Origin of the sequence: Streptomyces sp. FXJ1.172 (assembly GCF_001636945.3) — a bacterium.
Classification (GTDB): domain Bacteria; phylum Actinomycetota; class Actinomycetes; order Streptomycetales; family Streptomycetaceae; genus Streptomyces.
This window is the reverse complement of sequence record NZ_CP119133.2, coordinates 49,649-62,861: the sequence shown is the minus strand read 5'-3', so window position 1 is coordinate 62,861 and position 13,213 is coordinate 49,649. Positions and strand designations below refer to the sequence as shown.

Sequence of the window (13,213 nt, the reverse complement as noted above, 5' to 3'; positions counted from 1 at the left end):
TGTCAAGCTGCCAGGGTGCTTGGCGTTGCGGGCTCGTAGCATCGACCGTCGCGGAGGAGAGCCCAGAGAACGTTGACCCGGCGGTGCGCAAGGGCGAGCGAGGACTGCCCGGGTGTGTGCCGCTTGCCCTCGGATCGCTTGCGTTCGTAAAACGTCTGGAGTCCTCGCAGTAGCGGATGCTGAACAACGCCGAGGTGTAGAAGACACGTTGCAGGCGTCGGTTGTATCGCTGGGGCGCTTCAGGTTGCCGCTGATCTTCCCGGAGTCGCGGGACACCGGAGCAACGCCGCCAAAGCCCGCCCGGAGGCAATGCCCGCGATCACAAACAAGGCCGAACTGATCCAAGAAGAAGAGCAGACCGTCATCGATGGGTCGAGGTCCGCCGATTTCGGCGTCCAGAAGCTGTTCGAGCTGCGCCGCGTCCGGCACTGAGGGCCCCTCTTGGCGGAACGGACCTGCGTCTCAGCCCACCAGGCGGTCACCCGGTGGCGGCACGTGGCAGGGTGATCAGGACGAGTGCACCGCCGCCGGGGGCCTCGTCGATGACGATATGGCCGCCGTGTGCGGTCGCGATCTCCTTGGCGATGGCCAGGCCGAGGCCGCTCGATCCGCTGGTGCGTTCCCGGCTGGCGTCCAGCCGGACGAAGCGGTCGAAGACGCGCTCGCGTTCCTCGGGCGGGATTCCGGGACCGTCGTCGGCGATCTCGATCCTCACCTGATCGGGCGGTGCGTCCCGGACCGAGATCTGGACCGAGTGCCGGGCGTGACGGACGGCGTTGTCGAGGACGTTGCGCACCATGCGGCTCAGGTGCTCGGCGTCGCCGATGACCACCACAACGGTCTTCGCGCGGTCGATGCCCACGGGCACCCGCGGCGCAGCGCTGGTCGCGCGTACCTCCTCGACCAGCTCGCCGAGATCGACCCGACGCCGTCGCGTCACGAGCTGGCGGTCGTCGCTTCTGGCAAGGATGAGAAGGTCGTGCACGAGCGTCTCCAGGCGCTCCGACTGACGTACCGCTCGCCGGGCGATCTCCGGCCAGGGCGCGGTCTTTGGGTGGGCGAGGCCGACCTCCAGCGCGGTGCGGATCGCCGCCAGTGGGGTGCGCAACTCGTGCGAGGCGTCGGCGGCGAAGCGCCGCTGCCGCGCCGCGGAGTCGTCGAGCCGGGTGAGCATGTCGTTCATCGTGCGGGCGAGGTCACCGATCTCGTCGTGGGTGCCCGGCTGCGGTACACGCCGCGACAGGTCCGCGGCCGTGATCTCGGTGACCGAGCGGCGGATCCGCTCCACCGGGCGCAGCGCCCGGCCCACGACCAGCCACACAGTGCCGCAGGCCAGCAACAGGATGCCGGGCACGCCCACCAACAGCAGTCGAGCGAAGGTCTCACTGACCTGGCTGAGCAGGTCGGTGGTGGTGAGGGTGATGATCGTCACCGCTTTGCCGCCGACGGTGGCCCGGCTGCCGAGCACGCGTACCTCGCCGTTCACCGCCGTGTCCGCGGCGTTCTGTCGTACGGGGGTTCCGGCGCCGGGCGGCAGGGCGTAGACGGCACCCTGCCCCTGCAGGGCGCGGCTGGCGGCGAGGACCGTGCCGTCCGGGGTGAGCACCTGTGCCTGGGCGTTGGGGTCCAGGGCCGAGGCGGGCAGCGGATGCGGCCAGCGGCCGCCCCGCGCGGACTGCTCGACCTGCGCGGCGTAGGTGCGCAGCTGGTCGTCGGCGGTGCGGTGCGCGGATCCGACCTGGAGCAGGTACAAGAGGACCAGGCCGAGGGTCACTGCCGCCGTGAGCGCGAGCCCGGCGACGACGGTGACCCTGGCACGTACGGTGCTCCAACAGGCCCGGCGGCCCACGCGTCGGCCGCTCACTGCCCGTCCTCCCGGATCAGGTAGCCCTCGCCGCGGACCGTCTCGATCAATGGCGGACCGCCCGGCGTCTCGATCTTCCGCCGCAGCCGGTGCACATGGACCTCGACCACGGACGGCCCGCCCTCGAAGTTGACGTCCCAGCAGTGCTCCAGCAGCTCGGACTTGGACACGACACGTCCCTTGCACCGCATCAGGTGCTCCAGGACCGATACCTCGCGGGTGGTGAGATCCAGCTCCCGGCCACCGCGGGTCACCGTGCGGCTGGCCGGGTCCAGCGCCAGGCCGGCGGCGGTGAGCACCGCCGGCCTGGCGCCGAGCCCGCGGCGGGTCAGGGAGCGCAGGTGGGCAAGCAGCACGGGGTAGGAGAACGGCTTGGCCAGGTAGTCGTCGGCTCCGCTGTCCAGACCCTCGGCGTGGTCCAGGTCCTCGTCCATCGCGGTCAGCATCAGGATCGGCATCCACAGGTCCTGCTCGCGCAGGGTGCGGCAGACCCGGTAGCCGTCCATCCCCGGCAGCATCACGTCCAGGATGATCACATCGGGTGGGGTTTCGCGGGCCTTCCACAGCCCGTCCACACCGTTGTCCGCCACGTCCACGACGTAGCCCTCGGCCTTGAGTCCCCAGGCGAGCGACTCGGCCAGGTCCCGGTCGTCCTCGACCACCAGCACGCGCATCTATCCAGCATCCCCGATCGCCACCGGCTCCTGCTCCGGCTCGTCCAGCAGCCGCGGCGGGGCGGGATGGATCCGCATCAGCCGGGCCGCGCGCGGCGGCATCCACCAGTTCAGTTTCCCGAAGAGCGAGACGAGCGCCGGGAGCAGGAGCATGCGCACCACGACGGCGTCGAGGAGCACCCCGGCCGCCAGGCCGGCCGCGATCTGACGGACGGTGATGTCGTTCGCCGTCGACAGGGAGGCGAGCGCGAGAAAGAGGATGAGCGCGGCGCTGGTGACCAGCCTTCCGGTGCGCGAGACGCCCTCGACGACGCCCCCCCGGGTGGAGCCCGAGCGGTCGTAGCCCTCTCGTACGCGGGCGAGGATGAACACCTCGTAGTCCATGGAGACCCCGAAGAGGAAGCCGAAGATCAGCACGGGGGCGAGGGTGCCCACGGCGCCGTAGCTGCGCGCGCCCCAGAAGGTCTGCATCCCCAGGCCGTGCTGGAAGACCAGCACCAGCAGGCCGTAGGAGGCCGCGACCGAGAGGATGTTGAGCAGCACCGCCTTGGCCGGCAGCAGGATCGACTTCAGGCCGCGCGCCAGCAGCAGGAACGTCACCAGGGCCACCACCGTGAACAGCAGCGGGAACGCCCCGTAGGTGGAATGGGTCAGGTCGAGGTTGACCGCGCCCTCGCCGCCGACGCGCACGCCGTGCGGCACGGTGTGCCGGATGTCAGCGAGAGAGGTCCCGCCCACCGAGGTTCCCACCTCGTGCTGTGGGATGGCGAAGACCATGGCGCTGCCGCCGTGCCGCCAGGGTGCCCCCGCCGGCGCGACGGCCCCGTGCAGGCTCGCCACCGAGTTCAGGGAGGAGGCGACCGAGGCGGCCTCCGGGGCGTGTGGCACGTACACCGGCACCGTGGTGAGCGTCCCCGCCGGGAAGCCGGCCGCCTGCAGGGCGTGCAGGCCGTCGGTGTAGACGCCGCTGGTCGCCAGGTGCGAGGGGGTCGGCAGCCCCATGTTGATGGTGGCTGCCACCCCGGCCAGCGCGCCGAGGATCGCCAGGCCGAGGGCCGCCGCAAGCACCCGGTAGCGGATCACGAGTCCGGCCCACCAGGTCCAGAAGCGGCTCGCGGACCCGGCCCGGCGCCGTCGCGGCCAGTCGACCCGGGGACCGACCTTCGACAGCACCGCGGGAAGCAGGGTGAGTGCGACCAGCACAGCCGTCGAGGGGATGAAGAGGCCGGAGACGCCGATCCCGCGGGCCAGCGAGTTGGGCACCACGATCAGGGCGAACAGGCCGAGCGAGGCGACCAGGCCGCTGAACCAGACCGAGTGCCCCGCGCGCCTGACCGCGGCCCGTACCGCCTCCTCGTTGCTCCGGCCCGCGGCGCGCTCCTCACGCCAGCGGGTCACCACCAGCAGCGAGTAGTCGATGGACAGACCGAGGCCGAGCAGCGCGACGATGTACTGCACCGCGGGGTTCAGCGGCGAGGACGACGGCATGATGCAGGTCAGTGCGTAGATCAGCAGTTGCATCGTCAGCACCGAGATCAGCGCCATGATGATCGGCAGTGCCGCCAGCAGCGAGCCGAACACCCACGCCAGCACGATGAGCGCACCGAGCACACCGAAGATCAACTCGGTCATGACGCTGGAGTTGCCGCTGCCCGAGGTGTTGCCGGCCTCCAACGCCTTCACGCTGGTGCCGTGCACGGTCAGCCGAGGCGCCGCCGCCTTGGCCGCGTCGACCAGCGCGTCGATCTGTCCGGTCGCCATGTCGTCGCCCGTGTGCGGCGGGTACGCAAGCACGACGGTGCTGGTCCCCCCGTTCCCCACCAGCGTCCTGGCCCCGGTCGAGGCGTACGAGACCAGCCGTACCTGGGGATCGGCTTTCTTGATCGCCGCGTCCACCGCCCGGAGTCCGGCCCGAGCAGCCGGCGCATTCACGGCCTCGCCCTTCGGCAGTCCGAGGACCAGCACGCCGGGGTCCGAGGTGGCGCCGCCGTACCGGGCCTCGATCTGCGCGTTGGCTGTAGAGGCCGAACCGCTCATGTGTATGCCGGGCTGCAGTCGGCCCGAGACGCTCGGCGCGACGAGGACGCCCACCACGGTGATGGCCAGCCAGGCCGCGAACACCAACAACCGGTGCCGGACCACCCACCTGCTCAGCACGTCCACGGTTTCCTCCAAGAGTCGGTGACAGCTCGCTCAGGACGCTAGAAACCGCATGCTTACGAGCAGCTTTCACTCGTCCCGTATGCCGCGGTAGGAGGAGAGCCGTGCAGGCGCCTGCGCAGGGCCAGGTTTCGGCGTACAGGTGCGCGGCGACGGTGGCCAGGGCGTCGAGTTGGCCCTGGAGTTCGCGCGCTTGGCCGCGGGCCTGGGTCAGCTGGGCGCGCAGGTTGTTGAGGGTCTCGTCACGGGCGCGTTCGCCGGGGGTGCGTCTGATGGGGTGGGGGACGTGGGTGTTCCATTCAGCGAGAACGTCGGTGGCGCGGTGGACGGTGGCGTGGCTGACGCCGGCTTCGCGGGCGAGGTTTTCCTTGGTCAGGGCTCCGTCGGTGTGCTGGGGCTGTCCGGCCAGGAGGCGGGTCATGGCGGCGCGGAGTTTGGTTTCGGTGGTTGGGGAGACGGCCATTTACTGGTCCTGTGCGAGGGCGGTGGTGATGGTTTCGACGTCGTCGAGGCGGGCTTGGAGGGCTGCTCGACGGGCGGGTGGCAGGCGGCGGTCGCGTAGTGCTGGGTGAGGTCGTGTTGTTCGGCCAGCCAGACGGGGGCGTGATCGGCGGTGACGGCGGAGTTGCGGCAGCGTGCGGGCTGGCATGCCCCCGATGAGTGGCGCACTGCCCTCCTTCTCTGGGAGTTGCTTGGTGCATTCGGCCCATTCCGGCTGCCATAGGCAGTGGTTGAGGGTGCCGAAGTGCAGCTCGGGGAGTTCGGACCGGTTGAGATCGGCAGCTGCGCGCGGATCAGCGGCGAGTGCTTGGAGCCCTGCCGGTGTCCTTTGCGGGTCTGCGGGGGCGAGGAGTTGAGCGGCGGCGCGGTCGAGGCCGGCTTGCAGGCGGGCTGCCGCGGGGCCGACGGCGATGGGGGTGCCGGTGGTGCGGGCGGTGAGCAGGCTGGTGAGTTTGGTGGCTGCGGCGGTGGCGAGTCGGTCGTCGAACTCGCGCATCCAGGCGCCGTCGGGGGCGGCGTAGGGGTGAGCTGGATTCCGAGCGCGATCTCGCCGTCGGGTTCCTGAGCGCAGATGACGGACATGGTCTTGCGGAACTGGTGTGGTCGCACCCGCGCGTCGGGAATGGCTTCGAGGCCGGTGGTGTGGCGGTGGGCGTTGACGTGGGCGATGAAGGTGTCGATGACGTACGGGGCGCTGAGGCCGCGCCGGCTCGTTCCCCGGCCGCGGCCCGAGGTGCCGGGGGTGGCCAAGGTGGTGAACAGGTGGGTGCGGTGCTGTGACAGGCGTTCGAGGACAGTCAGAGCGGTGGCGACGGGCTGGATGATCCACCACTTCTCCTCGAGGGGCTCCGCCTCGTTCTTCAGCTTGTACGAGCGCAGGGCGGGGTGCCGTAGTGGTGGGTGAGGGCTCCGCGGCGGATCTCCTGGATCTCGGAGTCGCGCATCATCGACAGCGCTGCCACGAAGCAGTACACGGCGCCTTGCAGGGCCCGTAGTTCTTCGCCGAGGTCGCGGTCGGTCAGCTGGGTGCGCCACGGGCCTTCGGCGCCGTCGGCTCGTTGCACGACGGTGAAATGCGGCGTGGGGCGGGGCAGGTCGGCGGCGCGGGCCTGTCCCGCCAGCACCTGGTACTGGCCCGTGTCCACGGCGGCCTGGGCGATCGCGCGGCGTCGGCGGGAGGCCGACGAACTCGGGGAGATGGTGCGCGGGCCACCGGGGCCGTAGACGAGGGTGGCTAGCAGCGACCAGCGAGGGGTGCGGACTACCCGGTCTCCTTGGGCGGTGGTGTGGATCGTCTCCTGTACGGGCACGGAGAAGAAGATCTCCACCTGGTTCAACCAGGAGGAGTGCACTGGGGTGTGGACCATGACCGCGTTCGGGAATGAGGCGGTCAGCCGGTCTGCGGCCTTCTTCCCGCGGTGGGAGGAGCCGTTGTCGACAATCCAGAAGACGCGCTTGGCGCTGACGTACGGTTCCTGGCTCATGACCTGGGCGGCCAGGGCCATGAACGGGTCGATACCGGTCCGAGCCTCGGTGCGGCCGAATACCTTGGCCTGGTGGACGTCGTAGGCGACCAGGTAGGCCAAGGCGCCGCCGCGTCCGTAGGTGTGGTTGACCCGCATGGCGCGGGCCTTGCCGGGAGCGAGGGTGGGGTGCCAGCGGCAGCGGGCCTGGATGGAGGTCTTCTCGTCGGCGCTGATGACGTGCTCGTCCTCGCCGAGGGGCTGGCCCTGCCAGGTGCGGGCGTACAGGTCCAGCACCCGGGCAGCCTTGGTGCGGAAGCCGGAGTCGGTGATGAAGATCCAGGAGCGGTGCTGCCAGGGCTTGAGCGCGTCCTCGGCCAGCCAGCGTCGCACGGTGGAGGGCGACACTGCGGTGACGATCTGGCGGGTGATGGCCTCGCGGGCCAGTTCCGGGCACGACCAGCGTGAGAGCGGCATTCCGGTCTCGGCGGGCAGTCGGCAGGCCAGCGCCTTGACCTCGGTGGCCTGCAGCGGTGTGAACGAGGCGGGACGGCCGCAGCGTTGACGGTCTTTGAGTCCGGGCAGGCCCGCCTGAGCAAACCGGCCACGCCAGCGGCGCACGGTGTCCAGGTGCAGCCCCGTCTCCCGGGCGATGCGCGCGTTGGAGCGTCCGCGCGCGGCGTGCAGGACGACTTGCGCACGCACCCGCAGCCGGTGCTCGGTCTTGTGGCCGTAGGCCATCTTCTTCAACCGCACGCGTTCGGGGGCGCTCAGGGCTATCGGACAGGCAGTGCGGATGGGCATGGCGGGCGAACCGATCGGCTGAAGGTCCCCGCGTGTTCGCCAGTCACGACACCCTCCATCAGGAACTCACCACCACCGGCATCTACAGCGGTCTGTACACCGCGCTCACGGCATCCACACCGCCGCTGGCCGTTCGCAGGCAGGCCGACCAGACCACCGGCCTGCAGTTCTTCGAGCAAAGCCCGCACGTCCGCAGCAACTCGATCAGCGGCACCATCACCTTCAATCCCGATTGGGGTCTGAACCAGATACGGGTCAAAGGGGCAATGAGTGGCCGGGGCTACGGACTCCGCTCGCCGTCTCGCTCGCGGTCGACGGCCGCCTTGTCCGCGCGCTGCTCCCGGCAACCCGCTGAACGGCTGTCTCCTCGACTCGAAGCTGCAGAACTCTACCTGGAGCCGGTCGCCGCGGGGATGCCGCGTCCTGCCGGGCGCGGCATCTCCCTGGTGCTCAGGTCAGCACGAGGAGACGGACATGTGGACCAGGTGGAGCAGCTCGCGGACAAGCCCGCCGGCCAACGTGGCGGTTCCCAGACAGTCACCTTGATGGCGCCGCCGTTGATCTCCATGGTCAGCAGGCACGGGCCGGGTGCGTACTTGCGGGCGTTGGTGCGAGGAGGTTCGCCTGCTGCGGGCGGAGGTGGCTCGGTTGGTGGACGAGCGGGAGCAGCAGCGGAGTTGACGAGTGCCCTGCCGGGCCGCGGAGCCGGACGTGCGGCTCCGCGGTGTGGGCCCGCTCTGGGCCACGCCACGGCGGCACCGGCAGGCGGCCCGCCCCCATGGCCGGTTGCCGTCGGCTAGAACGGCCCGTGGCCCCACGTCGCCGCGCCCGCCAGGGCGATGACGGCCAGCAACGTGTCGATCGCACCCAGGACCAGCGCCACCAGGGCGGGGATGTCGCGGTCGTTGGACCACTTGCGGCCCATGGCCTGCCAGCCGCAGAACATCGCGAGCGGGCCGAGGGCGATGCCCAGTGCGAAGAAGCCGGCAACGGCACAGATCGTGCCGATGATCCCGAGCGTCGCACGGTCCGGCCCGGTCCGTTGCCACGTCCGGCCACGTGACCGGGGGTACCCGCGCGTTCCGTGCCCGAAGCCTGCCATCATCAACTCCCTCAGGTGTAGGGACATTTCGGCTTCGGTGTGCGGGTACCCCGGTTCGCCGTCGGCAGACGTACGCAGACCTGCGGCAGCTCGCTGACCACGAGCTGCACCATGCCCATCGCGCGTCCGGACACCGGCAGCCCGTGCAGGGCCTGGACATCGGTGAGGAATCCACGGGCGAGGTCGCGGGCGACGGCGATTTCCTCGCTTCCCTCGAACGCGCGCCGGACACTGAGATGACGTCCCCCAGCAGCGATTGCCCGTCCTTGCCGCCTGCTGTCTGTTCCATACCGGTCCGCCTCGCCCCCGTGCCCAAACGTGCTTCGACCCGTTTACCCCCGAACCCACATCAGGCGGGGGCGGGTTGGGCAGGAAGGTGGCTCGGGCTGGATCAGCTCGACTGTCTCGCCGTTCGCGCGGCTGGGAGCGTGGAATGTGCCCGCCGTTCGCGCCGAACAGCACCGGGGCCGCCAAGGAGGTCACCGCAGCAGCCGATTCACGCCCTGGATAAGGAGGTGCCAGGCGGCATGAGCTGGTTTGGTGCTAGAAGGGTCATGAAGATCTTGGGGTTCTGGCCCCGCCGCGTGAGTGGCGGGGCCAGACTCGTTTCGTGGTGATGGGGGAATGGGCCGGGGAGACGGTCGGGCCGGATGTGTGGGAGACCTGCCGGGAGTTGATCCCGGCGGGGAGTGTGTTCGCGTTTCTGGCCGAGCACCGTGGTGCGCTGTTTCCGGCTGAGATGTTCGCGGACCTGTACCCGTCGGCGAACGGGCGGCCGAGCATGCCGCCGCAGATCCTGGCCGCGGCGATCACGCTGCAGGCCCTGCACGGGCTGTCGGACTTCGAGACGGTCCAGGAGCTGCGGTGTGACTTGCGGTGGAAGGCCGCGTGCGGGCTGGGTCTGCACGACTTGGCGTTCGATGCGTCGTTGCTGGCCTACTTCCGCCGCCGCCTTTCCCGCTCGGTTCGGCCGAACCGCGTGTTCGAGGCCGTGCGCGAGGTCGTGAGGGTCACCGGTGTCCTCAGGGGCAAGCACCGGCGGGCGCTGGACTCCACCGTGCTGGACGACGCGGTCGCCACCCAGGACACCGTCACCCAGCTCATCGCCGCCGTCCGCGCGGTGATCCGCGAGGTCCCCGGCGCGGCCGAGGTGGCCGCGGTGCAGTGCACCGCGCACGACTACACCGATCCCGGCAAGCCCCGTATCGCCTGGAACGACGAACAGGCCCGCGCCGCACTCGTCGACGCTCTGGTCACCGACGCACTCAGGCTGCTGGGCCACCTGCCCGAGCAGGAACTGGGCGAGAAGGCGGCCAACGCACTCGGCCTGCTGGCCCTGGTCGCCGGGCAGGATGTCGAGCCGGCCGAGGACTCCGACGGCCGCGACGGACGCTGGCGCATCAGCCAGGGGACCGCTCCAGGCCGCGTCGTGTCCACCGTCGACCCCGAAGCCCGCCACATCCACAAGACCCGCACCCACCAGCAGGACGGATACAAAGCCCACCTGGCCATCGAGGCCCGAGACCGGCTTATACACCGCCGTGGCTCTGCGGCCCGGCGCCGGAGCCGAGCACCACGAGGCCACCGTCGGCCTGGACCTGCTGGCCGACGAGGAGAACCCGGTGGACGCCTTCGGCGACACCGCCTACCGCGCGACACGCGCCAAGCCCTCCACCAGGCGGGACACCGGCTGTTCTTCAAACCCGCCCGCTACGGCCCGCCGTCCCCGGCGGCTTCACCCTGGACGACTTCACCATCAACACCACCGCCGCCCTCGTGACCTGCCCCGCCGGGCACACGGTCCCCCTGTCGGACCCCGGCGGACAGCACCACCAGCGCAAGGCCGCCTTCAAGGACCTGTGCACCCGATGCCCGCTGCGTGAGCGGTGCACCAAGGCCAAGTAAGCCGCATCCTGACCATCCGCCCCCACCACGACCTCCAGGCCGCGGCCCGCCACCAAGCCGCCACCGACCCGGACTGGCAAGCCGACTACCGGCGCTGGAGACCACCGGTCGAACGAGCCGTCGCCTGGCTCGTCCAGCACGGCAACCGCCGCCTGCGCTACCGCGGAACCATCAACAACAACACCTGGCTCCACACCCGAGCCGCCGCCCTCAACCTCCGCCGACTGATCAACCTCGGACTCACCCACACCGGCGGCAGCTGGCAACTCGCCCCGGCCACCGCATAGCAACAGGGGCTGCCCGGCCTCCGGCCGGACAGCCCCCCACCAAGATCTTCATGAGGCTTCTAGGGGCGGGTTCTGTTCGGGGCCGGGAGGAGACGTGGGCCAAGCTGGTGACTCAAGTCGGGCACGACCGCCTCGAAGACGACCTCGGAGAAGGAGCGGCGCAGGTTTGCGTGGCTGGTCGCCGCGCAGCATTTGGATGGCCCTCTGTAGGGGCGATGAGCGCGAAAGATGGTGTTCGTCAGGCGGGGGCGGCCTTGCCGCCAGCACCCGCCCGGCGGGATCAGCCGTGAAGTTCTGGTGAACCCTCCCGCCGCACGGGATCGCGCTTTTTTGCAGTTCAGAGCCGGTGTCACCTGTGGGCATGCTCAGTGTGGCGAAGGTTCAGAGGCGGAATGCTTGGCGGTACTACGTGCGTGGTGTGGCCTTCGGGGACGGTCGCCGTCCGGCTCGCCAGCAGTTGAAGGACGCCCAAGCGAAGGCTGGGCTCCCGCCCGGGGTGTGGATGGGCCGAGGTCTGTCCGCGCTCGGGCTCACCGCCGGGGAGACGGTGACGGAACGGCAGATGGAGTTGGTATTCGGCGAGGTCCGGCACCCGGATGCCGACCGGATGGAGCGCGAGCTGCTGGACGACGGCGCAGACCGGGAGACGGCACGGCTGGCCACCGTTGTTGGGCAGCCCATCGAAGAGATCGAGCAGCGGAAGCAGATCCCACTGCTCGCCCTCGACTTCGTCTTCCGGCCGCAGGCGTCCCTGATCGTGCTGTGGGCCCTGGGCGACGACCACACCCGGCGGGTCATCGAGCGAGCGCACGAGCGGGCCATCGCCACCGTGCTGCGCTGGCTGGAGGATGAGATCGCGGAAACCCGGTGGTCGTCAGGCCGCCAGCGCGCAAAGGCCCCTGCCCTGGTCGTTGCGGCGTTCCGTCACTTCGACAACCGGGACGGCTTCCCCCTACTCCATGAGCACTGCCTGATCCTGAACCGAGTACAGCGCCCGGACGGCACCTGGTACGCGTTGGACACCGTCCGCCTGTACCAGCACGTCGTTGCGGCCGGGACGCTCTACACCCTCACGATGACGACGGAGGTGTGCGAGGAGTTCGGCCTGGCCACCGTTCCCCGGGAGGTGACGCCGGGCCTGCGCCCGGTGATGGAGATAGCCGGGGTCGACCAGGAGCTGATCGACTGGTCGTCCACCCGCCGCCAGCGGATCGAGGACGCCCTGGGGGGCATCACCGACCAGTACGTGAAGACCCACGGGCGGCTTCCCGGCGAGCGCGCCCGCCACGGTCTCGGGTGGTGGGCGGCGCAGGACACCCGCCCCGAGAAGAAGACCCCGCGACCTTTGAGGCAGCTGCTCGCATGGTGGCGGGCATCCGCGCTCCTCAAGTTCGGCAAGCAGATGGTCGACGGGCTCCTTCAGCGCTGCCGGGCAGCCGGGAAGATGATCCGAGCCCGGGTGGGCCCGCTGGTGGACACCGCGCTCGCCGCCGTCGACGTCGCCGCGGTCGTCTTCACCGTGCGCGGCACCTTCGCCCGCCGCCACGTCCTGGCAGAAGCCCACCGGCACCTGCTGGAGACCCTGCGCGGCCGTGAGTTCACGCGCGGCCTGGACGACGACATCGCCGATGCGGCCCTGTCCCGCCACTCCCGCCAGCTCACCGTTCCCCAAGCCGGCCGCCGGACCCCCGCCCCCGACCAGCTCACCTACACCGCCGACTTCGTCTGGCCCGGCCGGTGGTGGATCGTTGGTGCCGACGGCAAGCCGCCTCGGGCCGCTACCCGCTACGAGCGGGCCAAGGTCGCCAGCCTTGCCGTACAGAACGCGATCCGCGCCGCCAGCACCGTGCCCGCCGCTCTGGACGACGCCCCGGCCGCGGCGGCGTCGGCCGGCGCGCGCGCCTACGGCCACCACCACGACCGGGCGGCCGACGCGCCGCACGGTGTCGACCACCCGGGCCGGGACGCCGCTCTCACTCCGGCGCAGCGGGCCACAGCCGTCCACGTCCATCAGCAGGCTGCGATGCCCGAGGAGCATCTGGAGGGCCGTACGACCGACCCGGCGACATGGATGCGGACACCCAAAAACCTGGAGCGGCTCGCTGCCCTTACCCGCGCGGCCGACGCCCGCCGTCGCGAGATGGAGGGCCGTGAACTCCCGGCCGACCCGCACCGCCAAGAGCATGAGCAGCAGCATCAGCGGCCCGGCCGCGGCCAGGGCTTCCAGCCGTGACGGCTGGGGACCGCCACGGCGTGCGGTGCGCAACGGGGCGACGGAGACCGTCCGGCGGGACGGGGGACGAAATCACCGTGCCAGGCGCCCGGACGCGACCGGCCGTCCGACCCCGGAGCCGGCCGGGAGCGGGGAGGGTGCGGGGGACCGATCTCCTTTGAGCGCGGGAGACTCGATGGTTGCCCCGATCCTGCCGTACCTGTCGCCGGAACGCCTGGAG

Annotated in this window: 8 protein-coding genes and 2 pseudogenes; 4 read left to right on the top strand and 6 right to left on the bottom strand. The window is 70.6% G+C overall.

The genetic code is table 11. The features are described from left to right. Nucleotides 1-2 precede the first annotated feature (2 nt). Nucleotides 3-300 (bottom strand): annotated as a pseudogene (locus A6P39_RS00360) (transposase); the annotation flags it as partial. A gap of 9 nt (nt 301-309) precedes the next feature. On the opposite strand from A6P39_RS00360, the gene A6P39_RS00355 reads away from it, so the two are divergent. Beyond that, on the top strand, nt 310-432 hold the full coding sequence (locus A6P39_RS00355; protein ID WP_267893289.1) for a hypothetical protein: 123 nt from the start codon (nt 310-312) through the stop codon (nt 430-432). Nucleotides 433-478: 46 nt separating this feature from the next. Here the strand turns inward: A6P39_RS00355 and A6P39_RS00350 are convergent, their stop codons facing one another. Genes A6P39_RS00350 through A6P39_RS00340 form a run of 3 tightly spaced genes read right to left on the bottom strand, consistent with a single transcriptional unit; the run spans nt 479 to nt 4,695 of the window. Continuing rightward, nucleotides 479-1,864, bottom strand: coding sequence for a sensor histidine kinase (locus A6P39_RS00350; protein ID WP_159395959.1), 1,386 nt, complete (start codon nt 1,862-1,864; stop codon nt 479-481). Next, a complete protein-coding gene (locus tag A6P39_RS00345) occupies nt 1,861-2,538 on the bottom strand; it encodes a response regulator transcription factor (protein ID WP_067040355.1) in 678 nt (225 codons plus the stop codon). Before A6P39_RS00345 ends, A6P39_RS00350 begins: the two co-directional genes overlap by 4 nt. After that, nucleotides 2,539-4,695 carry an MMPL family transporter gene (locus A6P39_RS00340; RefSeq protein ID WP_159395960.1) on the bottom strand — a complete coding sequence of 719 codons (2,157 nt, stop codon included), beginning with the start codon at nt 4,693-4,695 and terminating at the stop codon, nt 2,539-2,541. It abuts the gene before it with no gap. 145 nt (nt 4,696-4,840) lie between these two features. Between A6P39_RS00340 and A6P39_RS00335 the strand changes: the two genes are divergently transcribed. After that, the gene (locus tag A6P39_RS00335; RefSeq protein ID WP_067040358.1) at nt 4,841-5,260 is read left to right on the top strand and encodes a hypothetical protein; all 420 of its coding nucleotides are present in this window, start codon (nt 4,841-4,843) and stop codon (nt 5,258-5,260) included. A gap of 799 nt (nt 5,261-6,059) precedes the next feature. Here A6P39_RS00335 and A6P39_RS00330 read toward each other — a convergent pair. Together A6P39_RS00330 and A6P39_RS00325 are read right to left on the bottom strand one after the other, a co-directional pair. Further along, the gene (locus A6P39_RS00330; RefSeq protein ID WP_234378752.1) at nt 6,060-7,466 is read right to left on the bottom strand and encodes an IS630 family transposase; all 1,407 of its coding nucleotides are present in this window, start codon (nt 7,464-7,466) and stop codon (nt 6,060-6,062) included. Nucleotides 7,467-8,262: 796 nt separating this feature from the next. After that, on the bottom strand, nt 8,263-8,568 hold the full coding sequence (locus A6P39_RS00325; protein WP_067040367.1) for a small hydrophobic protein: 306 nt from the start codon (nt 8,566-8,568) through the stop codon (nt 8,263-8,265). A gap of 616 nt (nt 8,569-9,184) precedes the next feature. Between A6P39_RS00325 and A6P39_RS00315 the strand changes: the two are divergent. Together A6P39_RS00315 and mobF are read left to right on the top strand one after the other, a co-directional pair. Further along, nucleotides 9,185-10,760, top strand: a pseudogene (locus tag A6P39_RS00315) (IS1182 family transposase). Between the two features lie 361 nt (nt 10,761-11,121). Continuing rightward, complete coding sequence (gene mobF, locus A6P39_RS00310) at nt 11,122-12,993, top strand: MobF family relaxase (RefSeq protein ID WP_079133148.1); 1,872 nt, start codon at nt 11,122-11,124, stop codon at nt 12,991-12,993. The last annotated feature ends 220 nt before the right edge of the window (nt 12,994-13,213 follow it).